This is a genomic window from Bacillus sp. FSL W7-1346, from assembly GCF_038593335.1.
Taxonomy (GTDB): Bacteria; Bacillota; Bacilli; order Bacillales; family Bacillaceae; genus Bacillus; species Bacillus altitudinis.
The window spans coordinates 631,985-657,833 of the sequence record NZ_CP151988.1; the positions used below are offsets into that span (position 1 = coordinate 631,985).

At 37.1% G+C, this 25,849-nt stretch carries 27 protein-coding genes and 1 other annotated feature; of the genes, 11 read left to right on the plus strand and 16 right to left on the minus strand.

The genetic code is table 11. The features are described from left to right. Window positions 1-344: 344 nt before the first annotated feature. The 6 genes from NST09_RS03165 to NST09_RS03190 all read left to right on the plus strand — a co-directional run bounded on the left by NST09_RS03165 (window position 345) and on the right by NST09_RS03190 (window position 8,600). Window positions 345-1,244 (plus strand): cation diffusion facilitator family transporter, encoded by a 900-nt coding sequence (locus tag NST09_RS03165; protein ID WP_008344349.1) that lies wholly within the window; start codon window positions 345-347, stop codon window positions 1,242-1,244. 102 nt (window positions 1,245-1,346) lie between these two features. After that, window positions 1,347-2,309, plus strand: coding sequence for a MoxR family ATPase (locus NST09_RS03170; protein ID WP_017366721.1), 963 nt, complete (start codon window positions 1,347-1,349; stop codon window positions 2,307-2,309). Beyond that, window positions 2,306-3,496, plus strand: a complete 1,191-nt coding sequence (locus tag NST09_RS03175) for a DUF58 domain-containing protein (protein ID WP_342493336.1) — start codon at window positions 2,306-2,308, stop codon at window positions 3,494-3,496. Before NST09_RS03170 ends, NST09_RS03175 begins: the two co-directional genes overlap by 4 nt. 9 nt (window positions 3,497-3,505) lie before the next feature. Beyond that, entirely contained in the window at window positions 3,506-5,713 is a 2,208-nt protein-coding gene (locus NST09_RS03180; RefSeq protein WP_342493337.1) for a transglutaminaseTgpA domain-containing protein, read from the plus strand. Between the two features lie 184 nt (window positions 5,714-5,897). After that, complete coding sequence (gene guaA / locus NST09_RS03185; protein WP_046526940.1) at window positions 5,898-7,439, plus strand: glutamine-hydrolyzing GMP synthase; 1,542 nt, start codon at window positions 5,898-5,900, stop codon at window positions 7,437-7,439. A gap of 129 nt (window positions 7,440-7,568) precedes the next feature. Then, window positions 7,569-8,600: a hypothetical protein gene (locus NST09_RS03190; protein ID WP_342493338.1), complete on the plus strand. Its 1,032-nt coding sequence runs from the start codon at window positions 7,569-7,571 to the stop codon at window positions 8,598-8,600. A 17-nt stretch (window positions 8,601-8,617) separates the two neighbouring features. On the opposite strand, the gene NST09_RS03195 is transcribed toward NST09_RS03190, so the two are convergent. From NST09_RS03195 to NST09_RS03240, 10 genes are all read right to left on the minus strand, one after another. Next, window positions 8,618-9,790, minus strand: a complete 1,173-nt coding sequence (locus NST09_RS03195; RefSeq protein ID WP_342493339.1) for a tyrosine-type recombinase/integrase — start codon at window positions 9,788-9,790, stop codon at window positions 8,618-8,620. Then, window positions 9,783-9,989 (minus strand): DUF3173 domain-containing protein, encoded by a 207-nt coding sequence (locus NST09_RS03200; protein WP_039962703.1) that lies wholly within the window; start codon window positions 9,987-9,989, stop codon window positions 9,783-9,785. Before NST09_RS03200 ends, NST09_RS03195 begins: the two co-directional genes overlap by 8 nt. Further along, window positions 9,986-10,798, minus strand: coding sequence for a Rep protein (locus NST09_RS03205; protein ID WP_289406261.1), 813 nt, complete (start codon window positions 10,796-10,798; stop codon window positions 9,986-9,988). The genes NST09_RS03200 and NST09_RS03205 overlap by 4 nt, the downstream gene beginning before the upstream one ends. Window positions 10,799-10,972: 174 nt before the next feature. Further along, the gene (locus NST09_RS03210) at window positions 10,973-12,292 is read right to left on the minus strand and encodes an FtsK/SpoIIIE domain-containing protein (protein WP_342493340.1); all 1,320 of its coding nucleotides are present in this window, start codon (window positions 12,290-12,292) and stop codon (window positions 10,973-10,975) included. Between the two features lie 3 nt (window positions 12,293-12,295). Continuing rightward, window positions 12,296-12,640, minus strand: coding sequence for a hypothetical protein (locus NST09_RS03215; protein WP_342493341.1), 345 nt, complete (start codon window positions 12,638-12,640; stop codon window positions 12,296-12,298). A 3-nt stretch (window positions 12,641-12,643) separates the two neighbouring features. Further along, window positions 12,644-13,204, minus strand: a complete 561-nt coding sequence (locus NST09_RS03220) for a hypothetical protein (RefSeq protein ID WP_342493342.1) — start codon at window positions 13,202-13,204, stop codon at window positions 12,644-12,646. Between the two features lie 162 nt (window positions 13,205-13,366). Next, window positions 13,367-13,837, minus strand: a complete 471-nt coding sequence (locus tag NST09_RS03225; protein ID WP_342493343.1) for a hypothetical protein — start codon at window positions 13,835-13,837, stop codon at window positions 13,367-13,369. Window positions 13,838-14,098: 261 nt separating this feature from the next. Then, complete coding sequence (locus tag NST09_RS03230; protein ID WP_217816602.1) at window positions 14,099-14,584, minus strand: YbaK/EbsC family protein; 486 nt, start codon at window positions 14,582-14,584, stop codon at window positions 14,099-14,101. Continuing rightward, window positions 14,566-15,675 carry an AraC family transcriptional regulator gene (locus tag NST09_RS03235; protein ID WP_007496932.1) on the minus strand — a complete coding sequence of 370 codons (1,110 nt, stop codon included), beginning with the start codon at window positions 15,673-15,675 and terminating at the stop codon, window positions 14,566-14,568. The genes NST09_RS03230 and NST09_RS03235 overlap by 19 nt, the downstream gene beginning before the upstream one ends. Further along, entirely contained in the window at window positions 15,676-17,334 is a 1,659-nt protein-coding gene (locus tag NST09_RS03240; protein WP_342493344.1) for a 2-isopropylmalate synthase, read from the minus strand. It abuts the gene before it with no gap. Between the two features lie 57 nt (window positions 17,335-17,391). After that, window positions 17,392-17,656: a binding site (T-box leader), on the minus strand. A gap of 409 nt (window positions 17,657-18,065) precedes the next feature. On the opposite strand from NST09_RS03240, the gene NST09_RS03245 reads away from it, so the two are divergent. Next, complete coding sequence (locus NST09_RS03245; RefSeq protein ID WP_342493345.1) at window positions 18,066-18,938, plus strand: AraC family transcriptional regulator; 873 nt, start codon at window positions 18,066-18,068, stop codon at window positions 18,936-18,938. Between the two features lie 13 nt (window positions 18,939-18,951). Beyond that, complete coding sequence (locus tag NST09_RS03250) at window positions 18,952-19,524, plus strand: GNAT family protein (RefSeq protein ID WP_008344332.1); 573 nt, start codon at window positions 18,952-18,954, stop codon at window positions 19,522-19,524. A 119-nt stretch (window positions 19,525-19,643) separates the two neighbouring features. On the opposite strand, the gene NST09_RS03255 is transcribed toward NST09_RS03250, so the two are convergent. The 5 genes from NST09_RS03255 to NST09_RS03275 all read right to left on the minus strand — a co-directional run bounded on the left by NST09_RS03255 (window position 19,644) and on the right by NST09_RS03275 (window position 22,773). Next, window positions 19,644-20,471 carry a hypothetical protein gene (locus NST09_RS03255; RefSeq protein WP_116307556.1) on the minus strand — a complete coding sequence of 276 codons (828 nt, stop codon included), beginning with the start codon at window positions 20,469-20,471 and terminating at the stop codon, window positions 19,644-19,646. Between the two features lie 19 nt (window positions 20,472-20,490). Continuing rightward, complete coding sequence (locus tag NST09_RS03260; protein WP_079919686.1) at window positions 20,491-21,219, minus strand: CPBP family intramembrane glutamic endopeptidase; 729 nt, start codon at window positions 21,217-21,219, stop codon at window positions 20,491-20,493. A 94-nt stretch (window positions 21,220-21,313) separates the two neighbouring features. After that, window positions 21,314-21,724: a hypothetical protein gene (locus NST09_RS03265; RefSeq protein WP_342493346.1), complete on the minus strand. Its 411-nt coding sequence runs from the start codon at window positions 21,722-21,724 to the stop codon at window positions 21,314-21,316. Window positions 21,725-21,729: 5 nt separating this feature from the next. Further along, window positions 21,730-22,182 (minus strand): LytTR family DNA-binding domain-containing protein, encoded by a 453-nt coding sequence (locus NST09_RS03270; RefSeq protein ID WP_342493347.1) that lies wholly within the window; start codon window positions 22,180-22,182, stop codon window positions 21,730-21,732. Between the two features lie 15 nt (window positions 22,183-22,197). After that, entirely contained in the window at window positions 22,198-22,773 is a 576-nt protein-coding gene (locus NST09_RS03275) for a GNAT family protein (protein WP_079919688.1), read from the minus strand. A gap of 134 nt (window positions 22,774-22,907) precedes the next feature. Between NST09_RS03275 and NST09_RS03280 the strand changes: the two genes are divergently transcribed. Continuing rightward, window positions 22,908-23,477 (plus strand): hypothetical protein, encoded by a 570-nt coding sequence (locus NST09_RS03280; RefSeq protein ID WP_035391464.1) that lies wholly within the window; start codon window positions 22,908-22,910, stop codon window positions 23,475-23,477. 44 nt (window positions 23,478-23,521) lie between these two features. Here the strand turns inward: NST09_RS03280 and NST09_RS03285 are convergent, their stop codons facing one another. Further along, complete coding sequence (locus NST09_RS03285; protein ID WP_017359831.1) at window positions 23,522-23,695, minus strand: hypothetical protein; 174 nt, start codon at window positions 23,693-23,695, stop codon at window positions 23,522-23,524. 179 nt (window positions 23,696-23,874) lie between these two features. Here NST09_RS03285 and NST09_RS03290 point away from each other — a divergent pair, with 179 nt between their 5' ends. Beyond that, a complete protein-coding gene (locus NST09_RS03290) occupies window positions 23,875-24,420 on the plus strand; it encodes a sigma-70 family RNA polymerase sigma factor (protein ID WP_035391460.1) in 546 nt (181 codons plus the stop codon). Then, window positions 24,389-25,837, plus strand: a complete 1,449-nt coding sequence (locus NST09_RS03295; protein ID WP_342493348.1) for a DUF4179 domain-containing protein — start codon at window positions 24,389-24,391, stop codon at window positions 25,835-25,837. The genes NST09_RS03290 and NST09_RS03295 overlap by 32 nt, the downstream gene beginning before the upstream one ends. The last annotated feature ends 12 nt before the right edge of the window (window positions 25,838-25,849 follow it).

Here is a 25,849-nt window from a genome sequence, read left to right on the forward strand (position 1 = left end):
GTATAAAGGATTTGAGAGATTATGTTCCCTCATTTTCCTCTGCCCATTCTTAAAAATAGCATAAGAAGGAAGAAAGAAAAGTTGTGTTTTAAAATAAAACTATTCTGATAATTTAGCAACAGAGTGATTTTGTTCTTTTTCATTTTTCGGGGGGGTTTTGAAAAACGTTGATGGGAGTAGGTCTTGAGGTCAATTGACCTTATAAAAATAAGTTTGCTTAGGTCAACACATTTCTATGTATCCTATTTTGCTGATTCAAGCGAATCATGTTGCTGTAGACCCACACGGGCTTGGCTTTGTAAGATAAATATAGAAAAGTAATTTGTGAGGAGGCGCTGTTCGATATGGAGCGCTACAACGAATTAAGACAAGGTGAAACAGGTGCTTGGGTCAGCATTATAGCCTATGTGATCTTATCTGCTGTCAAACTGATCATTGGGTATGTGTTTCATTCAGAAGCCCTTTCCGCAGATGGCTTGAATAATACGACAGATATCATTGCTTCGCTTGCCGTATTAATTGGGTTGCGTATTTCTCAGAAGCCACCTGATGAGGATCATCCATACGGTCATTTTAGAGCTGAAAATATTGCGTCACTTGTGGCTTCCTTTATTATGATGCTTGTCGGGCTTCAGGTTTTGCTGAGTGCAGGCCAGTCGCTTTTCTCATCAGAGCATCAAACGCCTGATATGATTGCGGCTTGGACGGCAGCAGGAAGTGCTGTTGTGATGTATGGCGTGTATATGTATAATCGTAAACTGTCTAAACGAATTAATAGCCAGGCGCTATATGCGGCAGCGGCTGATAATAAATCAGATGCTTATGTGAGTATCGGGACGTTTGTCGGAATTATCGCCTCTCAATTTCAGCTGGCGTGGGTTGATACGCTTGCTGCGTTTGTGATTGGCTTAATTATCTGTAAAACGGCGTGGGAGATTTTCCGAGATGCGTCTCATTCGTTAACGGACGGTTTTCATATAAAAGATATGTCTAAATATAAAGAGACGATTGAAGCGACACCAGGAGTGGGCGATTTGAAAGACATTAAAGCTCGTTATCTTGGAAGCACCGTCCATGTGGATGTGGTCGTTGAAGTAGAACCGCATTTAAACATCGCAGAAAGCCATGATATTGCAGATGAAATTGAACGCAGAATGAAGCAGGAACATGATATTCTACACTCTCATGTTCATATGGAACCAGCAAGTGAGCCTAAAGAGGAGCAGAAGTCTTTTCCGTCGTGAGAAGGCTTCTTTTTTCTACGTGTTGATGTTTCATGCAAATGCGTGTTGTATGGTAAAGTTAGACTATATGAAAATTGACGGAAACGTGATAGGAGGATCAGGATGGCATTTGATGAACCGATGCATTCAGATTTACAAAAAATCGTAGATAACATCAATAAAGTGATGGTGGGGAAAAAAGATATTGCGATATTAAGCCTTGTTGCGATTTTGGCGAAGGGGCATGTGCTATTAGAGGATGTGCCTGGCGTTGGGAAGACCATGATGGTTCGTGCTCTGGCAAAATCCATTGGGTGTGAGTTTAAGCGAATCCAATTTACGCCTGACCTTTTGCCTTCAGATGTAACAGGTGTGTCGATTTATAATAAAAAGACAAACGAGTTTGAATTTAGACAAGGACCGATTATGGGGCAGATTATTTTGGCTGATGAAATCAACCGAACCTCTCCTAAAACACAATCAGCCCTTCTTGAAGCGATGGAAGAAGGCAGTGTCACAGTGGACGGAGAAACGATGCCGCTGGCAGATCCTTTCTTTGTGATGGCTACGCAAAATCCAGTGGAGTATGAGGGAACCTATCCACTTCCAGAAGCGCAAATGGACCGTTTCTTATTTAAGCTGCAGATGGGGTATCCAACCATGCTGGAGGAGCTTGAGGTGCTGAATTTGCAGGAGAAACAATCGCCAATTGACACGCTTCAGGCAGTCATGACAAAAGATCATATCCATGCTTTGCAGCAAGCGGTTCAGACCGTACATGTGGATGCATCGATTAAAGAATATATTGTCGAAATCGCCCAAGCGACGCGAAATCATCCGTCTGTCTATTTAGGCGTGAGCCCAAGGGGTTCAATTGCATTGATGAAAGCGGCTCAGGCGTATGCGCTGTTGAACAGGCGGGATTATGTGATTCCTGATGATGTACAGTATTTGGCGCCTTACACATTGCCGCATCGCATGATTTTGACATCAGAAGCAACATATGAAGGGAAGAAGGCGGAGACACTGTTGCGACAGATGATTGAGCATATTGGCGTACCAGTTCAAAAGTCGATGACTCAATGAAGTCACGTGACCGTTTCGCTTTTTCACTATGGTTACGGGTGTTTATGCTCCTTCTTCTCACGGCAACAGCCTTTTGCTATGCCATGTTTCAGGGCGGCTTTGTGAGCTGGTTCCTTTTCTATGCATTTTCACCATATGCTTTGTATGCTTTGCTGTTTGCCCTTGTTCCACTTCGTGCAACAGCCAAAAGGACATTACAGCATACCCGGTTAAAGGCAGGGGATGTGCTGTCTGTTGACCTTGAAATCAAGCGGACGAATCTATTTCCGTACGTGTACGTCATACTTGAGGATGAACCGCCGGAAACCTTTCATTTACAGGAACAAATTGAAATGAAGCGAATGATCTTTCCTTGGTTTCGGAAAACGTGGCGATTTTCATATCAATTTAATGACATCATGCGGGGAGAGCATCAATTGACGGCGGTTAGAATCAAAACGGGTGATATGTTTGGGTTTGTGGAAAAAGAAGTGATCCTTCCATTAGAGAAAACACTGCTTGTGTATCCGAAAATGTTGGATATTCCTGTTGAATCTGCTGCATCGGTGAATGAAAATGGAGGCAAAGCGTTGCACTCTTGGTTAAATGAACCGACAAATGTGACAACAGGTGTGCGTGAATACCAGCAAGGAGACCGTTTCGCTTGGGTGGACTGGAAGACAACAGCTAGAAGAGGTCAGCTTATGACGAAGGAGTTTGAACAGAATCAGACAAAGGATCTGGTGGTGTTTGCTGATTTTACAGATGAAGCCGCTTTTGAAACGATTGTGTCTATGGCCGCATCGGTTTTGCAAACGGCTGTGAAAAAAGGGGTGCCGGTAGGCCTTGTCCCGCTTGGGGATCAGCACTTATTTCGAGTGGATCAAGGAGAGTGGCATTTACAGGACATGCTCTACTATTTAACGAAGGTGCAGTATCAGCCTTCTCGTGCACCTGATTATCAATCATTAACAGCGAGTGAGCACCAGCAGACAGGAAAGTATGTGGTGACAGGTCATCTGCAAGAAGAGCTTGCTGCCATTTTACTTGGGAATCGAAACAGAAAGAACATCACCGTTCTTTTAGTGAAGAGAGCCGTTGATCGATTGACGGCAAAAGAAAAACAGCTTGTGGACCGGCTTAAAGCTTCTGGGATACACACGACCCTTTTATTTGAGGACCGGCTGCACGAAAGAACTGTGAGGTGACAAACATTTATGCTGCATATGCATCAGCGGCAAAGTCGTTTTGAGTTGTTCATCTATTATGCTGTCGCATTTCTGCTGCTTTGGGAGTGGCTTCGTCCGCTTCAAGATTTTACAGAGACGAGTCATACGTCTTATTTCATCATTTTTATAGGGCTTACGTGTTTGTTTACGTTCTTTCGATTGAAGTGGTATGTGACGTTTCCTATTTGTGCTGGATTGATCTTGCTCGCATTATATTTGATTTTTTATCAATCAGAGCCAAGTTATCTGCCTGCGCTGTTTGCTGATATTCAAGATAATATTTCTTTGATGAGCATGGGCATGTGGAGTGACATGTATCCGTCTTTCCGCACATTGTTGTTTTATATTTTGCTTTGGCTACTTGTTTATTTACTTCATTATTGGGTTGTGTATCAGCAGCGTATCTTCTTCTTTTTACTGATGACGATTGTATATGTCACGATTCTTGATACATTTACGCCTTATGATGCGACTTTTGCGATCGTTCGAATTATGGTATTTGGCTTTTGTTTGCTTGGCCTGCTCTATTTCGACCGGCTTCGTTCGGCTGAAGGTGTGCGGGTGTCACAGAAAGCGCGTCTCAATTGGTTCTTACCCATGCTGGCGCTTGTTCTTGTATCAGCATCACTCGGTGCTTCTTTGCCAAAATCTGATCCAAAATGGCCTGACCCTGTCCCGTTTTTTAAAGCGGTCACGAATCAAGATGGTTCTGCCGGGCAGAATAAGGTGGGATATAGTGCGGATGATTCGTCGCTTGGGGGACCGTTTAGTGAGGACCGTACACCGGTATTTAAATGGAGCGGAAAAGAGCCGTCTTATTTTCGTGTAGAAACAAAAAGTATTTACACGGGGAAAGGCTGGGAGGATGCTTCAAATGATACGAAACCTACTCGGTTAAAAGGGAGTGATGTGCCGAACCGGTGGTTTACCAATCGCGTAAAAACAGAGGAGCATGAAACAAGAGTCGATATGGAATCAAATTATCGATTTAATCATGCTGTTTATCCGATTGGTACGGTTATGCTGACGCCAATGGAAAACATTCCACTGCAAATGATGGGCAAAACGGAGAAAATTGTCCCGTCTACTCAAAACCCGCCTAAAAATTTAGGGAACTATCGAGTCAGCTTCTTATCACCTACATTTATCCTAGAGGACTTACAGCGAATCAAAGTGCCAACCAAGAAGCAAGTGAATCAGCAGGTCGGACGTGAATACTTGCAGCTCCCATCCTCGCTGCCAGAGCGTGTGAAAACATTGGCGAACAGCTTAACGGAAACGAAGGATAATATGTATAATAAAGCAAAAGCGATTGAGGATTATTTAGGATCTGCGAAGTTTTCATATGAAACCCAAAATGTCGCTGTGCCTGGGCGTAACGAAGACTATGTGGATCAGTTCTTATTTGACACAATGATTGGCTATTGTGATAACTTTTCAACCTCGATGATTGTCATGCTTCGCTCGATTGGAATTCCGGCGAGATGGGTGAAAGGATATACGTCTGGTCAGTTATATGAAACACAGATGGATGGAAACAATGTGTATGAAGTGACCAATAACAATGCCCATTCATGGGTAGAGGTGTATTTTCCAAACCGTGGTTGGGTGACTTTTGAACCGACAAAAGGGTTCACGAACCCAGAGACATTTACGAATGAAACCACGGCTAACAACGACCAAACAGATGATCAACAGGATGAAAAAGATCAGCCCGCATCTGATCAACAAGAAAACGAACAGACACAACAGCCGCAGCAACAAGAAACAGAACAGGCGGCAAAACAAGAGGAACAAGCAGCCAAAGCAAAGCCAAGTATGGTTCATGTTGGTTCAATCTTGGGCTACGCAGCAGGTGCGATTGTCCTTCTTGGCTTCATTGGCTGGGTGCTTTACCGGTTCAGAGCAAGATGGCTGCCAATCTTTATTGTGAGAAAGGTAAAACGTCTGCCAGATGAGGAAGCTTTTTTCTACGCATATGCTGCTCTATTAAAGCAGCTAAGGCGCAGAGGGATCGAGAAAAAGCCAGGCATGACGCTAAGAGAATTTGCTTCTTTGATCGATGACAAGGAAAGGAATCATCACATGTCTGAACTAACGCAGTTCTATGAGCGGGCGCTCTACAGGCGAGAAGATGCGTCGGCGCTTTGGCAGCAGTCGGTGAAGTTATGGGAAAATTTAATAAACAGGAGATAGTCTTGACCACGTACCTTCCTGTTGTTAGAATAGGTGAATATTAAAACCTTCTAAAATACATGAAATTGAAGCGTTCGGATGTGAGTCTGGGCGCTTCAAAAGCGTGATTTACACTGAGAGAGGTTTTCTCCTCTCATTTTTTCTGTGCGTTTATAAAAACTATATTGGACATAGAGGTGACACCATGACAAATTTAGTAAATGAAATGATTTTGGTTCTCGATTTCGGTAGTCAGTACAATCAGCTGATCACTCGCCGTATTCGTGAATTTGGTGTGTACAGTGAGCTTCATCCGCACACTTTAACTGCTGAAGAAATTAAAGAAATGGCGCCGAAAGGAATCATCCTTTCTGGTGGACCAAACAGTGTATATGATGAAGGATCTTTCCGCTGTGATGAAAAGATTTTTGATCTAGGCATTCCGGTTCTAGGCATTTGCTACGGCATGCAGCTGATGACTCACTATTTAGGTGGGAAAGTAGAAGCGGCTAGCCAGCGTGAATATGGAAAAGCAGACATCCATATTAACGGAACACCAGCTTTATTCAAAGACCTTCCAACGGATCAAGTCGTTTGGATGAGCCATGGTGACCTCGTTGTTGAAGTACCAGATGGCTTTACAGTCGATGCAACAAGTGCACATTGTCCAAACTCAGCGATGAGCTTAGCTGAGAAGAATTTCTATGGCGTTCAGTTCCACCCAGAGGTACGTCACTCTGAGTACGGAAATGATCTATTGAAGAACTTTGTCTTCGGCGTATGTGACTGCGATGGCAAATGGTCAATGGAGAACTTCATTGAAATCGAAATGCAGAAAATCCGTCAAACAGTAGGCGACAAGCAAGTATTGTGCGCACTAAGCGGCGGTGTGGATTCATCTGTTGTAGCGGTATTGATTCACAAAGCCATCGGCGATCAGCTGACATGTATTTTCGTTGACCACGGCCTTCTTCGCAAAGGCGAAGCAGAAGGGGTTATGAAAACATTTAGCGAAGGTTTCAACATGAACGTGATTAAAGTAGATGCGAAAGATCGCTTCTTAAACAAGCTAAAAGGTGTGTCTGATCCTGAGCAAAAACGTAAAATCATCGGTAACGAATTCATCTATGTATTCGATGACGAGGCGGACAAGCTAAAAGGAATCGACTACTTAGCACAAGGAACGCTTTACACTGACATCATTGAGAGTGGAACAGCAACGGCACAAACAATCAAATCTCACCACAACGTTGGCGGTCTTCCAGAAGACATGCAGTTTGAATTGATTGAGCCACTCAATACACTATTCAAGGATGAAGTTCGTGCTCTAGGATCAGAGCTAGGTATTCCAGACGACATCGTATGGAGACAGCCATTCCCAGGTCCAGGACTAGGAATCCGTGTACTAGGTGAAATTTCTGAAGAAAAACTAGAAATCGTCCGTGAATCGGATGCGATTCTACGCGAAGAAATTGCCAACTTCGGCCTTGAGCGCGACATCTGGCAATACTTCACGGTTCTCCCAGACATCCGCAGCGTAGGTGTCATGGGTGACGCAAGAACATACGACTACACAATCGGTATCCGTGCTGTTACGTCTATTGACGGTATGACGAGTGACTGGGCAAGAATCCCTTGGGATGTGCTTGAAAAGATCTCAACTCGTATCGTGAATGAAGTGAAGCATATTAACCGTGTGGTGTATGATATTACGAGTAAGCCGCCTGCTACGATTGAGTGGGAGTAATAAAAAAGAAAGCCTAGAATCCTTATTATAAGGGGTTCTAGGCTTTTTTAACATTGTGCGCTAACAATTTGCAAACCAAAATGATAATATTAATTAAATTGAAAACTATAAACAGGAAAGAAGTGCGAAATGATTAAATATAAGTTTATAGCATATGCATATGATCTTGAAATTAAAGACACACTGAATAAGGGTATTAAGGTTTTTGAGAATATTAGAATTTCAAATAATCCCAATAAGGTAACTCAAATGTTTCATCCGCAATTCAAAAGTGCAATTGGAAGTCTAGAATATGATTATTTACTTTCGGGTTCATATTATTATGCAGAAGGTGAAATTAATGATGACACTATTTTTGAGGATGAATTAGGGTTAGAATTTTTAGATGAATTTATGAAAAAAACCCAACTTGTTAATAACCTCTTATGGCTAGTTAAAGATAATAGTGTACATATTGAGAGTGGTTATATGCAACTAGAAAAGGGAATAAATACAAAGTTTCATTCAAATGGAAGAAGCATGATGTTTAATAACATGACAGGTTTTAGAGAATCATTAATTTTTGATAAGCAAGAATTAAAGATGCCTGAGTTATTTTATAAAAGATATTTTTATCAAGCTGTAGACACTTTAGGTAAAAACTTTAATGAGGCTTTGATAGACACTTCAGTTTTAGAATTTCAAGTTTATGAAGCTTCAAGAATAGAAAGAGCTTTTTATCTTTTACAAACTGCTAGAAGTCAACGTTACTTACCAGAGAGAGTTTCAATATTTATTTCTTTATTAGAAACATTATTTTCAACTAGTAATACTGATGTTACACATAAACTAAGAGAACGAATAGCTTGGTTAATAGGAGAAAGTTATGAAGAACGAGAAGAAATATTTAATGATATGGGAGTGATTTATGGAATTCGTTCTCATCATGTTCATAATAGCACAGTTCCAAAAAATGCGAGAACAACGAAAAAATTAATTTTATATACAGAGAAATTAGAAAATTATACAAGAAGAGCTATAGTAAAGGTTTTAACGGAAAAAGAAATTTATTTTCTCTATCAAAAAAATGAAAAAGGGAAATATGATGATGATAATTTAGAGAAATTCTTTAAAAGTCTTTGTCTAGGAAAAGATATAAATAAAGATAGAGCTTCTAATTGAAACCCTAACTTTATTAATTAATGTCTTTTTATATACTGATTTGAAGTCAATTTTCTATTATTAAATTGATTATATTGCAAATTAATAATGTTTTTAAGTTTGTTAGCTACTTCACGATTCATATTAGGATACAGATGTCCGTAAGTTCCTAAAGTTGTTTGAATATCTTCATGACCTAACCGATCTCGGATTACTAGGGCATTTTCACCTAACGAAATTAGCAGGGAAGCATGGGAGTGACGTAAAGCATGAGTTTTAATTTTATGAACCTTTGCTAATTTTGAGTGCTGTTCAATCATATGAAAGGTAGCACTCTTATTAGTTGGCAAACCGTTATAAGATAAGACATACTTGGAGGGAAAAACATAGAATTGTCTTTCTCTCCACTCTTTTAGAAATTCAACTGTATCATCATCTAAAGCAATAATACGATTACCAGCTTTTGTCTTTGGTTCAGTAATTGTATATTCATTTGCATTTTTATAATACATTGATTTACTAATAGTTAATGTTTGTTTTTTTAAATCAATATCAGTTTCCCATTCTAATGCTTGTGCTTCACCAAAGCGTAATCCAGTCATAAATAGTAGCCATATTGTGATAAAAGAAAAATGTTCATAGTAATCATCCATTTTGAAAGTCGCGATAACTTTCTCAAATTCTTCTTTTGTCCAAAAGTCTACTTTCTTTTTTACTTTCTTAATGTTACCGACAGTTTTTGCCACATTTTTTTGCAACAATCCTAATGTGACAGCCAAATCTAATGTTCTTTGTAACATTCCATGTAGGTTTCGTATATAGGAACTTGAATATCTCTCGGACAGTTTATTATGCCACTGCTTAATTAAAGGCGGACTAATATCTTTCAATTTTCTGTTAAAGAAAAATTTAAAGTGAAGATCCATAGATGAGGCTCTGTTTTCATAAGTCCTATCACTAACAGATCGTTTATAATCAGGTTTAAAGTATGTTTCGTAAAACTCCTGAAATGACATTGTACTGTTTTTCTGTAAAGAAGTAGAGGAATGATTATTCATGTATTCATCATAAGCTCGTTTAGCTTCTTTTTGTGTAGAGAAACCACGTTCCCAGTGCTGTACCCGTTTTCCTTTTTCATCATAGCCTAAGCTAGCAACAAAATACCATTTGCCATTATTCTTATCTTGATATACATTTGAAATCTTAGGCATGAGATTTATCTCCTGTTGTTTCCATTGAGAATCCTAAAATTTCCTCAACTGCGGCGACAGGTACTCTTCCTAGTCGTTTACTTGAATAATATGAAAAACCTTTGTTCAACATTAATCGTTTAGCCTGACGAATAATGTCTGCTGATTGACTAGGTCCAAAACCTAAGCTAATTAATTCTTGTTTAGTGATTGTAATCAATTAGTACACTCCTTTCTAAATTTGGTATAGCGAACAGATGATTCCTTATACGAATTAATTGTTGAGTGAAAGTCAGGAATGTTTCGTGTATACTCTTTACTGTATAGAATTTGCCCATCTGACAAATCAGCCAATTTCAACGAATTAGTTCGTCGCACTAAAGGTGTTTTTAAATTTTGGGATTTGAAAAATGCCTTTTTTTTATGCTCTTTTCTTTCTAAATCTTTAGAAAAATATTTACTCACATACCGACCACGATTTTCTTGACTATCTACATCAATCTTGTTTAATTTAACAAAACCATGACCCCATAACTTTTCCAAATCACTTATTCTGATGAAAGGGAAGTTAAAAAAGATAACATGATAATGAATTGCACCACGTTTTTGTTTTTCCCACACAGCCAAATATTTCAGCTGCTGTTTTTTTATTTTGTACAAACGATAATTAAGTCTTTTTATAAATTTGTTGAACTCTGAATTTGTGAAAGATATATCTTTTTCATTCGCTTTGAATGTTAATGTCATAAATTTTGTTGCGTTATCAAAATTACAATCAACAATACGAGCAATTTCCCAACGCATCTGTTCATAATGTTTTTGTTTACGCTTCAAACTGTCGTATTGTTGAAGAGTATCCTTGCAGGTGAAGTCTTCTTTTATCCAATCCTTATCAGTATGTACAATTTCTACATCATCCTTTACGTGATAAAAGACAGGGTCATCAATATATTCCCAAACTTCAACAGTAGTAGGTGTTTCAACTATTTTGTACTTATAACTTTTGATCGCTTTTTTGATAGGAACCACTCATTCCAAATTCCTGCCATACCTTTTCAGAATCCTATTTTCTCTAGATGTTGTTCTATATATCAAGTTAAATAAGCCGAGCAAAGAGCGCTCGTCTACACCCCTCAAAGTGAATGAAAAGAATCGGGCACTCCGTTTAGGCGTCTAGGCGCCTACCTCCCTATTTCATTCAATTCAAGGGGTTGAGTCAGGGTTCTTGTCACGAATTTTTTGTAGTTCCCCTATAAAATCAAAGTCTTTAGGAACAAGTGGCGATTCAAAGTAGACAGGCGCATTATGTTGACCGTCTATCATGACGAAACCACCACCGATCTCATTTACACTCTTATACTTCATATCAACTGAACCAAATAACATTTTTCTTCCTTCATCAGTCATATTCCCTAATCCAATGCGTACCCCGAACTGATCTCTAAGGTTACCAGCTAGTATATTGGCATCTGGCCTTTGCATAATCATACAGATCTCGATTCCACTTTGACGTCCTTTCAATATGAGAGAAGTTAAATAACTATTAATTTCCTTCAATGTTTTAGGTGAACTTACAGATGATAGGGCGGCATACTCATCTATCACTACAACTAAAGGTTTCATACCTGAAAAGTCTTTCCATGTCTTACCGAATGAATTTTCATCCGTAAACAATTTTCTATAACGTTTTTCCATTTCATCGCTTGCTTCACGCAATAATTTCGCAATCTCATTTTCGGTAGTAGCTGTATGTTCTTTATTAACTAACCTACCAATCAAAGCAAGATCAGCAGACTTTGGATCAGCAACAAATAACTCTGCACCTTTACGAAGGTAATCCAAAATCAGTGTATTTACTAAGTAAGTTTTCCCTGAACCAGTACCTCCAACAATTAGTGCATGTGGTGGCTTTCCAAGCTCCCATTTAATTTTTGATGTTAGTTGTATAACGTCACTATTTAGAAGAGTTAACGATTCATTTCCCAAAACAATTCGTTGATCATTCACGAGTTCAAATACATAATCACAATATTGAATATCGTCGTATTTTTTATATAATTCTAATCCAAATAACGCGCTAAGCAGCGTGTCATATGAATTAGCCTTATCAGAGAATTTGTCAGCTTTTTTCCACGCTCTAATAATTAATTCATCATCAGTCACCATGTACAAGAAATAAGCAGAGTTAACCACTATTTTTTTTCTTCTTGGATTGCCATTTTGGTTAGCACCGACTTCACGAGTTTCTTCTTCATATAATTTATTCGCTGATATAAATCGCTTTAGTTTATTAAAAGGAGAAAGATTAAATTCTCTTTTAGATACAATCCACTTTTTGATTATCTGAACTAAAGCAAAGAAGAAGAGAAGTAGAAGAAGTGTTTGTAAACCACCAGTTAATAGACTATCAAGAAATATTGTAATCAACACTAATAAACAAATAGAGAATAGTAGGCTTGATAATCTATACCGAAAGGGAATTTTTGAGAAATAACTTACTTGAACAAAATCGTTTCCTCTCACTTTTTATCCATCCTTTACGATAGTGCATTTTTCTGCTTTAGCCGAAAGTTGTATCCAATTATTAGAAACATAAGGTGTTATTTCAAGATTTTCAAATTGCACTAATGTATTGTCTGGAACTTCTGTTTTTTCAGTGTCAAAAAGAGGGCGGGCTTCCTCAACTTTAATAGAAATCTTTTCGAATTTTCGTTCTAGGCAAACGATTGTATAGTTATAATGTGTAATCCTATCTGTTCTCTCATATTGCCCATTGTCTTTTTTTAGACGTTCATAAGCAGGCTTAACATCTACAAGTAATAGTTTCGTTCCTAACGTGTCCATATTATTAATTACGGGTCTGATTGCCATATTTTAATGTCCTCTTTTCTGATTTCCATTTTCTGTTACTGCGTTCTGATTCCAACTTGTTGAGAATCCAGCCACTACTTTCACTAAATATTCATATGTGAAGCCACGAGGACTAGGATAAGCATGATCTGCTACTGTTTTTAACTTAAGAAATAAGATAGAATCTTTAGGCATTTTGTCTTTCACAGATGTTATAGCAATCGGATCTTTTGTTAACTCGGAAAAAGTTTTATGATCTACACGAAAGTTGTTATTTATTAAAAAGTCGATAGCATCTGCACTAAACTCAAATGGTTGAATCTGTTCGAGTGACTTGATATTATCCTCTGCCCATAGATACCAATTGTTAAGAATTTTTTTGGCTGTAATTTCAGCTATATTACTACCCATTACTTGTTTAAGCTCCCTAACAAAAGCATAAAACGAGCTATCATATTCAACTCCTTTCATAATCTCCCAATTCTTCCTTTGAAAGTATTTAATCCTTGATTTATTCATGTCGGTAATTCCATGAAATTTCGCTTCCACATATTTAATTGTGGCTAACATTTCTTCTGTTTTCATAACAAACACTCCCTATAGTTTTCTAAAGCTTAAAGACAAAGATAATTAAACGTTCATAGGTTTCTTAGAAAATTTTTAATTATTATAAATACCACCTCCTTTAAAAATGTCGTACTCACATAGACATTTAGGTCGAAAAATTGAAGACTTCAAAATAAGTCTTCAAGGATTTTGGTTATTAAAAACTTCTAGATAATAAGCATAAACGACACATTTTATGATAAAGCTCATCTTAAGACTCCTGATATTTTTCTGGGATTTGAAATCTATACGATATTGTCCTAGTCCTTGAATAATGTGTGTATCTAAATATAGACGGGGAGTCAGTGTTCCAATTTCTTTTTGATAATCAATTTCATTATTGGGTTTTTCTAATTTTTCAATTATCTGTCGCCATTTTTCCAGGGTATAATGCTTAGTCTTATTAAATGCAACCTCCACAATACTAGATGTAGAAACCTTTAAAATAATTGTAAGCGAGACTCCATCAAGTATTTCTGAGTGGTTTTCAATCACTTCATTTTCTATATCTGCAATAAGACCATCATTAATGTATTTGTCTAATTTCTGTTGCTTATATTCTTGTAATTTTTCAATCCAATACTTTGCTTCATAAGATAAACGAATATTCAAATACTCCCTACTCATCTATACACCTCGCAATAATGTCGTACTCATGTAGACAATTTATCATAAAAATTTTTGTTTTGCAAACAATCGGTATAAATTATTGTTTTATAAAATGTTGTCAAATAACTCAAAAGCTTGTAAGACTTACAATTAGCTTTAAATGAATTTGTTAAATCATTGAGTGGGAATAGTTATAATAGAGCTAGAAACCTTGTGTATCAAGGGTTTCTAGCTCTTTTTTATTTTTAATTCTTTCCTTTCGTTTTAATGTGTGAATTCATCATTCCATCCCTTACACACATCAATCCATTGTGTATAACCAGAGTGTTTTTCTAATTGTTTGATTGTTAGTTCAATAGCACTGTTACTGCTCCCGCAGGCTGGATAGACTGTCTCAAAACGTTTGAGTGACATATCTAAATAAACAGAAACGCCATTCTTTATAGCAAAAGGACATACTCCGCCAATTTCATGACCGATCAAGTCAACGACCTCATGAGGAGGCAGCATTTTCGCTTTTGTTTTAAAATATTCCTTGAATTTTTTGTTATCAACCTTTGCATCGCCAGAGGTCACAACTAAAATAGCTTGTCCATTTACTAGAAAGGAGAGTGTTTTTGCGATTCTTTCAGGTTCGCAGCCCAATGCAGAAGCAGCCAAGTCTACGGTTGCACTAGATACTGAAAATTCCTTAATTCGAGTATCCATTTCATATTGTTTAAAATAATCTTTTACTTGCTTGATTGACATGATGATTTCTCCTTTTTATTCGTATTGATTTGACATGATCTATTATTTAAACGATATTGATGTGGTGTTAGGCGATACTTTTTCTTAAATAAACGAATGAAATGCTCTACATTTTGATAACCAACGGCTCCCGAAATATGATCCACTTGTAAATTACTACCGGTTAGCATTTCGCAGGCTTTTTCCAATCTTATTTCTTGTCGAATTTCACGAAATGATTTGCCGAGTGTACGAGCTATATATCTAGACAGATAAGATTGTGAAAGGTTGAATTTCTCTGCCATCTTTTGGAGTGTTATATGCTCACAACATTGCTGAATATATTGAAGCATTTGAATCATACGTATATCACTATATGGTTTGACCTGAATGACGTTCATATGATTTGGTTTGAATCTTAATAAGAGACATAATAATATCTCAAACAAATTATTCATAATCAACTGGTAACTAGGAAATCGATTGTGATTTTCTATAAATAGTTGAAGAGAGCAGTCTAGCAAATTTTTATCCATGTGACTATGGAAAATAAGAATATGTTTATTTTCTTTTATATACAATGCATTCAAAAAGAACTCAGAAATGACATGATTTCCTTTTAACATTTTAAAAAACACTTTTTGAAAAGTACTTTTGCGGATCATGATTTGGATTGCGATTGTATTCTCCATTACAAGTGGCTTGTGTATTGTGTCAGGTGGAATAAAGGCAATATCTCCTGATTTTAAAGCGATTTTTTTATCTTCCACTTCTACATACATCTCATTTTCCAGAACATAGATCATCTCAAAGAAATCATGGATAGCCGACAATTGAGGCATAAAACGGCTATACTTTCTCACTTCTATATCTTTTTCCTGACCTAACCACATGGTATCCTCTTTTTCAAATTCGTTCTGCCCTCTTAGCAAAAATTCTTCTATATATATTTGCTTTTGCATGAAATTGTTATGATCATAATCCTTCAAAAGTAATTGCAATGATTGATTGTCATGCTTTTTCTGTTGGTATTGTTGATAAAAGATTTCTTGTTCGTTGTACTCTCTTAAATATTGCATCGCTTCATGTTTTTCAAGTGTATCTGTTTCCATCTACATCCAAACCTCTAGTTTATTTACTGCAACCACCAGGGCCTTCACTGTTGCTTCTATAATATCTTTATCGATTCCAGCACCCCAATGCATTTTTCCTTGATATGAAATACCAATCTGTGCACAGGCTTTTGCTTGGGAATCCTTGCCCAAAGAATTCTGTTCATAGACTTCCAAAACATACTCGAGATGAAAATATGCTTTTAACGCATTACTGATGGCATCTAAGCTTCCAGTGCCAGTTCCTTGTATGTCAATTTGTTGATCTCTCAGCAAAGTTAAGGTGACTTCCTGCTTCTCTCCTTTATGAAATTGATAATCAAGCAGCTGGAAATGAGGGTGAAAATCAACATACTGTTCTTTAAAAACATGATATATTTCTTCGACAGACAATTCCTTACTTGTCTGATCAGATACTTTCTTCGCTTCATATCCCATGGCTTCATTCATTTGATAAGGAAGTTGAATGCCATAGTTTGTTTCTAGTATATAGCCTATGCCGCCTTTTCCAGACTGGCTGTTGATGCGAATCATATCCGTTTGATAATTCCTCCCCAAGTCAACGGGATCTACTGGGATATACGGAACGTCCCATTTATCAACTTTATTTTCTTTTCTATATTTCATACCTTTAGATATCGCATCTTGATGTGACCCAGAGAATGCGGTGAAAACCATCTCCCCAGAATAAGGCTGCCTCTCAGGAACAGTGATTTTTGTTAGTTTTTCATATTTTTTACGAATAGCTTCTAGGTTATTGAAATTTAATTTTGGATCATAACCTTGTGAATACATATTCATCGCCAAGGTAATTAAGTCTACATTCCCTGTACGTTCACCGATACCAAATAATGTACCTTCGACTCTTTCTGCGCCAGCTAGCACACCAAATTCTGCATCACTCACCCCAGAGCCGCGGTCATTATGAGGATGAACAGATAATGTCACACTGTCTCGGTAAGACAGATTTTTGTGTATATACTCAATCTGACTTGCAAAGATATGAGGCATTGAATATTCAACTGTTGTCGGAATATTGATGATTGCTTTATGAGTTGGTGTCGGTTTCCAAATATCTAAAACACTATTACAAATATCTAACGCATAATCAACTTCTGTTCCTGGAAAGCTTTCAGGACTATATTGAAAATAAATATCGCTATTTGTTTTTTCGGCAAGTTCTTTTACTAAAATAGCTCCATCCATTGCAATTTGTTTAATTTCATCTTTTGTTTTCTTAAATACTTGTCTGCGCTGAGCTTCTGAAGTCGAATTATATAAATGAACAATCGCTTTCGGTACCCCCTTAATGGCTTCGAAGGTTCGGCGGATAATATGCTCTCTCGCTTGTGTGATCACCATAATCGTGACATCGTCTGGAATCATATGATGATCAATCAGTGTCCGTAAAAACCTAAACTCCGTATCAGAAGCAGCTGGAAATGCGATTTCAATTTCTTTAAAACCTATCTCTATTAGTAACTGAAACATTTCCAATTTTTCTTCTAAGTTCATAGGAATAGGTAATGCTTGATTTCCATCCCGTAAGTCCACACTGCACCATATCGGAGCACTTTCTAATGTTTCTTTCTTCACCCAATCATACGTAAGGTTCGGTGGCAAAAAGTATTTCTTTTCGTATTTTTTGTGGTTAAACATCATCGATTCCTCCTAGAAAATAGAATATAAAAAAAGCCTTTCATCCCCAAGATTTAACTTGGAGACGAAAGACTTCTTCTTACGCGGTACCACCCCTGTTTCATGATAAACAAACATTATCATGCCCTTATTCGGATATAGATTGTTTGATCTTATATCCTTCCCATATAACGGTGGGGTGCCGACCTTAACTACATCAATACTTTTCATTTCACTAAGGCTACTCTAAGGTGAGTTCCCTGCCTTTTTGTTATTGCTTCTCATCAGCCAGCAACTTTCTGAAAACATTTCGGCAAGTACTATTCCTTATCATCGCATTCTCATTTTTCTGATTTTTTCTATTATACCAAGATGACAAAAAAGAGATAGTGGTAGGGATATCTTTTTTAATTGATTTTTTTTGTCCTATGGGTGTCTTGTATTCATTTTTAATTTTATTTTACTTCTGTTTTAATGGTAGAATAACTAGCGTTTTTTGCTAGAGTTTGAAGCGGTAATTTATCTTTCAGATGTTAATGGTCCTTGAATCGTTTTCTCATATTCTTGATAGGACAATCGAGCACATCTTTACCTTACGAGTTTAATATAACGGAAATCATTTTTAAGAAACTTGACTTTTTGTGCTATGGAAATTGAATGATTATTTTGTGGAAGGTTATTTAAAAATAGCACAAATGATCAAAAAGTAAGAGGAGGGAAGTAATAAAATAAAAGTAGAGGAGGGAGAAACAATGGATTACTATGAGAGAATACAGCTTTCGATTGAGTTTATTGAGGAGAATCTTCAAAACAATATAAGTATAAAGGATATTTCCTCGAAATCCTGCTTTTCAGCGTTTCATTTTCAGCGACTGTTTCAAGCCATTACAGGTTTTTCTGTGCAAGAGTATATCAGAAATAGAAGGCTCTCTGAAGCTGCTAGGTTACTGAAAGAAACAAATCAGAATATTTTACACATAGCGATTGCGTTCCAGTATGGTTCTCAAGAAGCGTTTGCCCGTGCTTTTTTACAATTCTTTGGGGTGACACCAGGCAGGTTTCGAAAAGAGGAAATGGTGTTAAAGAAACAAAACAAAATGGATTTTTTAGCGTATCAATCTAAGTTAGACAGTGAATTCAATATGAATAAACCTGTCATGACTCAATTAAACAAATTTTATATTATTGGTTACGAGTATCAAACGAATCTTCAAAGTGAGGAATATTTCACGGACATTCCTTTGTTTTATATGGATTTTGGAAAAAAGGAGTATTATCAACAGATTCCAAAGAGAAAAGCACCTCATATGGCTTATGGTGTATCTACTTCCTTTCAGGATGATGGCCGTTTTTCGTTTGTGGTAGGGGAAGAAGTGGAGGAATCCGATATAGATTTAAATGAAGGGTTTGTAAATATAGTGATTCCTGAGGGGAGATATGCAGAATTTAAAGTGAGTGGCTCTCATGAAATGGTGCAAAACACTAGAAGATATATCTATGGTAGCTGGCTCCCAAATTCTAATTATGAAAGAACGAGTGGACCAGATTTTGAAATAACAGATGTCTTACATTCGAATGGCCCGAACGATATCAAAATGAAAATCTATATTCCTATCGAGGAATAAGGGGGATTAAGAGATGAAAATAGAAAGTCTTTTTGGTACTTTTCCTGTAGTTGCGTCAAAGAATCTATTGTTAAAAAGGGTGGAAGAGCGTCATTTGCCAGAGTTATTTTCAATTTACGACAATGACACAGTCTTTCAGTATTGTGGGATCATTCCCAAACATAATCTCCAAACGGTAAAAAAAATGATTGGACATTTTGAACGAGATTATACGAAGAAAAGCAGAGTGAAATGGGGAATCTTTCAAAAGGATAATCCTCATACGCTAGTTGGTATCATCGAAACAATGGACATCAATCAAAAAGTGAATGCGGTGACGATTGGTTATTTCTTTGCAGAGGAACATTGGGGAAAAGGCATCGCAACAGAAGCTGTCTCTACACTAGTGAAATTTCTGTTTGAAGAGATTGATATCAATAGAATTCAAGCGGAAGTCATGCCAGCAAATGAGGTATCAAAAAAAGTCCTATTGAAAAATGGTTTTATCAAAGAAGGGCTGCTTAGACAAGCTGTTTTATGGTCTGGCAAAGGAGTTGTTGATGTAGAAATATACAGCATGCTGAAAGAGGATTACATGAGTGAATAAGCTTGATAACATGATGCTGATATAGCGTTTAAGATATCAGCTTTTTATGATCTCATTTTTCTTTTATCGGAACCCTTTTAGAAAATAAAAAAGCGAACACTGAGCTCGCTCATTATGGTTTATTTCAATTCGTTGGAAAATCGAATCTGTCTATCTTTTAGTTCGTCATAAAATGTGAAGTGTTGTAACTTCAATTCTTCACAGACTTTTTTGATCATCCATTTGCCCCGTTCTTCAATCCTAATATTGACTTTATGTAGGTACTCACTTAATTCTTGTTCATTTTGAGGTTTTAATTGATTGTAATTTCCTATACCTGCAAAATGACCTTCCCAAAATTCACTCACTGTCCGTTCCTCATCATCGTTCACATAAGGTTGAAGGAAATATCGTTCGACGAACTGTTTCCAACAGCCTAATGGTTGAAAGAATTCAAATAGTGAATACATCGTAACATCCCAATAATCTTGAGAAAATTTATAACGGCCCGTATTCATCCAATGTGGTAATACGATGAAGTTCCCAATGCAGTGGGTGGCAGTAGCGAATTTTTCAAACTTATGTTTGATATGAGAAACATAAGTTAGTGTTTTAGAATGATTGAAAGTCGTTATAAACGAATTCATTGTTTCTCCACGGATCAAGTTGTAACGGTCTAAATTAAGCTGTGATTTAGGCTCTGGCTTATAATCAGTACTCCAAAGTAATTGATAAATATAAAAAGGTTCTTTATCACAGTCAGCATCACGACCTCTTCTTTTAGTGACATTGCAAATTCCGATTTCGGTCAGTTTACGACTTTTATAATCTAATATTAACTCAATTGATGATTTATCTTTCGGTATCGGCTCTTTGATATAACTTTGTTTAAAATCCCATTCCCAAGGCTTGATTTCAAGTTCTTCACACTTTTGAAACCAGCCTTCTATCCATGTGTTCCCCTTCATCTCTTTCCTCCTCTTTTCATTATCTATTGAACACTTTTTTCATTCTTAATCTTCTCCACAACACCACCGCAAGAACAAGCAAAATGACACATTGAATCGAAAGCAAAAGCATTTGCATCCCCACAGACGTTTGCCCATTTGTGGTTTGATCCACGATATTATGAACCGCGTGCCATAAGATCACCCATTGCAGGCTGTTCGTGAGTGCAACGATTTCAGCTGCAACGAATCCAAATAAAAAGGCGAATAGGATTTGTGCGACTGTTAAGGTGAGGCTTTTTCCGCTTAGTAGATTCGCAGCATGACCGAGACCGAATAGTACGGCGGAGCCCCATATGGCAGTGCTCAAGTTAATTTGTTTTAAATATTGAAACAGAATGCCTCGAAAGATTCCTTCTTCAAAAAGACCGACACACACCATGAAGAAACAAAGTGCTAGAAAGGAAGAAACAGTTAAATCCTTGTTGAATCCAGCAATAAACGGAATGGCCTCGATGATCAGGATCGGAAATATCCACATACCGAGAGAGCCTTTTCGAAAACCTATTTCTTTCAAGTGAAAACGACTTTTTTGAATAATGAATAGAAGTAAAAGACACCCAGCTAGCATGGCACTGCCATTGATGATATAGATGGTCATTGGATCGGTCACTTGTTTTATGGATATATAGACACCTGCACTTGTTGGAATAATTAAAGAAAACAGCAGTAAAAGTACAGCTTTTCGAATGATTGTCATTGGTTTCATTGTTGATTCCTCCTCTAACGTCAGAGTAATGGAATCAAGCAGAAGTCACAATGAAATCTTCCTAACATGTCAATTTTTAGCCCTAAGATGCATATTAAGATGTTGTTCGTTTCTTTCGCTGCTGTAAAAGATCGTTGATTTCCTCAGCGGTTGCTTGATCTTTTTTATACAATAGGTACTTGATCACAAAGAATAAAGCCATAACCACAAGGAAATTCACGATAAACGAAAGGGGGCTGATTTCACCGCTCACAATAATGATGGTTGTTATAATCATACACATCACAAGGACGATATATAGAATTTGTTGAAAAAGAATCCGTTTATGGCTGTACGTTTGTTTTGGGTATAGCAAGAAGGTCAGGGCGCTTGAAAAAAAGGAATTGAACATGATGGCTTGTAAAATATAGATAGGCATCGTTCCAAACGTGAAACAGTAAATCAATACGAGTGCAGTAAAGACCATACAAAATGTGATCAAAAGATTTGTGATATAACGTTTCATCCTGTTCACTTCCTCCGTAATCCAAGCTTCTCTTTTAATGCTTGGATATAAAAACGTGAGATCATTACTTTTTCTTTATTTGTAAGGCTTGCTTCAAAACGGCCACTCGTTTTAGGAGAAATAGCGGCAATAGAATCTATATTTAGAATCATCGATTTTGAAATCCTGACATAATCGTGCGCTTCAAGCTGTTTTTCAAGTTCAAATAACTTTTCCTTTAAGAGAAACACTCCATCTGACGTATACAAGAACGATCTTTTATCAACGCTTTCTATATATAAAATGTCGTGATAATAGACCTTTTTCACTCTTTCTTTCGTGGGTTCTTGTGCTAAGAAATAGGGAGTTGACTGCTCCACTTGCTGGACAAGTTTTTCAATCGCTGGATTGAGTTCATAAATGTGAAAAGAAACATACTCTGGTTGCGGCTTTTGGATGAAATGAATATCCGTTTTCATTTGTTTCTCCTCTGTTTAATAGGATTTTTCGTAATCTCTCTTCAAAATCGAATACATATACACATCATCGAATCCCTTCTGACCTAATTCATACTCTCTTAATAAACCCTCTTGTACAAAATGTATCTTCTCCAATAATTGAACAGAGGACGTATTAGCTGGATCAATGATCGCTTCAATCCGATTCAAGTTCATCTCCTGAAATCCATACCGCAACACCGCAGTAATCGCTTCATTCATGATGCCTTTTCTCCAATGATCATGGTGTAATTCATAGCCAATTTCCGTACGGCGGTGCTGTTTTTCTAGATTGAGAAAGCCGCAGCTGCCGATGATGGTAGGGTTATCTTTTAAAGAAATTCCCCAGCGGATGCCTGTTTGTTTTTTGTAGATATTGTCATACCACTTGATTTCTCCTTTTGTGTCTTCGATGGTTTCATGTGCATCAATGCCCATATAGCGGCACACGGTTTCATTGGATAAGTAGAAGTGCATATCCTCGGCATCTGCGATCGTTGCTTGTTTTAAGATCAGTCTTTCGGTCTGTATCGTTGGAAATGATTGTGGAAATATCAGTTTATGTCTAGTCATATGTATCTCCTATAGTTTATTTTATTTAAATTATACCTGTATTGGCACAATTTGTGGACTGCTCTGATATAATATGAATTTATCATTGGGGTAATCATGTACATTCGAATTTTACAAAAAAGAGGATAAAAAAAATGGGCATTTTTCTGATCATGATTTGTATCATGATGATCACCGTATCTTTAATGATTTATTTATTTAAAAAAGGTGCCATTCGTTCTAAGGTGTTAGTGATAATAGGTTCTGTTTTAGGTGGAGCCATACTAGTTGTCTGGATAGCAATGTTTTTTAATTTTCACTCTATCACTTTAACAGATGAATCGATAGGTCATTTTAAGATCGGTCAAACATTTAAGGGAGATCATCAGTTTGTTGAGAATTCTCAATTCTCTCATCAAAAACAGACGGTCTACATGGAAAAAGAAAATGAAGATTTTGTCGTATCAGTTGATCAGCATCATCGAGTAACATCTATTTACAATCAGTCAAAACAGAAAAATCTTCAAACATCTAAGGGAGTTAAAATAGGAGAAGATTATTCATCTGTGATACAAACATATGGAGAGCAATTCAAGAAGCTCTGGTTTGTCGAAGGGTATAGCAAAGGTATACAATATCAAGATCAATCAAACGGTATCATTCTAGAGTTCTTTTTCAATGACAATAAACTAGCACTCATTGAACTTCGTAGTAAGCGGGAGTGAAATAGTAGAAAGTAAAAACGAGCATTCTATTGAAGTGCTCGTCTTTATGTTGTTTTTTCATAACATGCCTTACAATAAAAAACGCCTTCATTCCTCAGCCAAGCCTTTACCTCTGTCATTCCTTTTCTCTTTGGATAGACCAGCTTGACGTACACTTCTTCGTTTCCTTCTATTTTTTTCTGACAGCTAGCACACGTGGGTTCTTCGAATCGAAACAATCGACATACTCCTTTTTGTAGATATTTCTTCAATTATATCAAATATCCAACTTGTTCTTTCGACTCCATTCTTCACTTTCTCTATTTTTGTCCGACATATGCTAAGTAAAAGAAATTTCCGATTGTTGAAACCGTTTGAGAGAAACCTTGCTCTAACAGGTGTAGGAGGTGTGAATGAGATGAAGCAAGTGCGTCTAATTAAAAAAGCACAAAAAGGGAATGTCCCGGCATTTGAGACATTAATGCTGATGTATCAAGAGCGTTTATATAAAACGGCTTTCCTCTACACAAGAAATAAAGAGGATTCGTTAGATGCTGTTCAGGAGACGGTCATGAAAGCATTTAAGCATTTATCTGGATTAAAAGAACCGGCTTATTTTTCTACATGGCTGACTAGGATTTTGATTCATACGATTTTTGCGATGAAGAAAAAGCAGCAAGATGTTGTTCCGTTTGAACAGCATCATGAAAGCGTTGAGCGGCATGATTTTTTGGAAGACAAGCTCGATTTAAAAAATGCACTAGATGTGTTAGATGAGCAATATCAGCTCGTGATTCAGCTGTTTTATTTTCAAGATTATTCGATTTCAATGATTTCTGAACAGATGGGTGTGCCTGAAGGAACCGTCAAAACTCATTTGTATCGAGCAAGAAAGTTATTAAAGCAAACATTGGAGAAGGAGGAGAGTGTCGATGGAACGAAAAGAAATGAAAAAGCTCTATGATGAGATTGATGTACCAAAAGTTGAATTGACCTCTGCAATTCGTCAAGCAATGGGAGATGTGAAAGCGGAAAAGAAAAGACGTTGGTTCACATGGAATTGGAGAACGCCAATCTATTCAGTTATCGCCCTTGTTGTCCTTTACTTTTCATCAGGCTTCATTTTTCCTTCTCTTAATACAGCGATGGCTCGAGTGCCGTTTGTTGGACAGTTATATATGATGTTTCACGATAAAGTAGGAATGTCTCTTTTTCAGAGTGAGTTGGTGAAGCATGTCAATGAGGGGGCTGAATCAAGAGGGGTTACTGTGAAAGTAAACAGTGTGTATTATGATGCAGGGCGGCTTGTTTATACGTTTACTGTGGAGAATTTGAATACAAAGGAAGATTCTGTACCATTCATAGTCAACAACTTCGATCGTATAAATGACACTTTCCAACCGAGTTACGACAATCAGGGATTGAAAAAAATGAAAGATGGCCGCTATGTTGGGCAGACGGAAGTCTATACAAATGGACAAACGATCAAACAAGGTCAGCAAGTACCGCTTGTTATTTCGAAGATTGGGGATATTGTAGGGAATTGGCGCTTCAAGTTACCTGTGGTCAAGCAAAAAACCACTTTATTAGCGGGACAAAAAGACGTGTCTATTTTAAATGGACGTTATCAAATAAGAAATGTAAAGGTAGAAAATGGAGTGAATGGCTCTGCAATTCAATATGCCATTGATTACAATGGTTTTGCCAAAGATGATAAAGTCAGTATAGATGGAATGAAGGATAATTTAGGGAATGAGTATCAGCTTGAGATTGGGACCGTTTTAAGAAAAAAACAAATGTCTTCTGACAAAACTAGAAAAGATCATTTAACGATTTTGAATCAGCCGATCAATCCAAAGGCGACTGAATTGACATTTGACACATATGTGAATATCGAACGGGAAGAAAGCAAAATCATTCCTCTTCAGACAAAGCTGCCTGTTCAGTTCAAAACAAAACACCATGGCATCGGAATCAAAATCAATAAGATAGAGCAAAAAGACCGTTCTGTGATTGTTGATTATCAATTTACTGGAATAGATCAAAAAGAATTAGATCAGGATGTAATGGAGAATATAGGTGAATTCATTGGATTAGGCGATGTTGAAAAGATGAAATCATGGCCCGATCCACAAGCAGACTATGAAAGCGGATATTACTTGAAAGGGAACCATGCGAAGATGACGAATTTAAAGACAGCTTCCATGCAATCCACCTTTGAATTTGATGATAAGGAGTTAGATACTTTATCATTAAACCATTTTTCATTTAAAGAATATGGGCTTTATATTGATTTGTCAGAGCTGAATATGTTGGCACCACAGAAGGCGATAACGGTAACCATTCCAGTCAAAAAAGAAACATCAAAAGCTAGTCAATAAATAAGAAAGCGA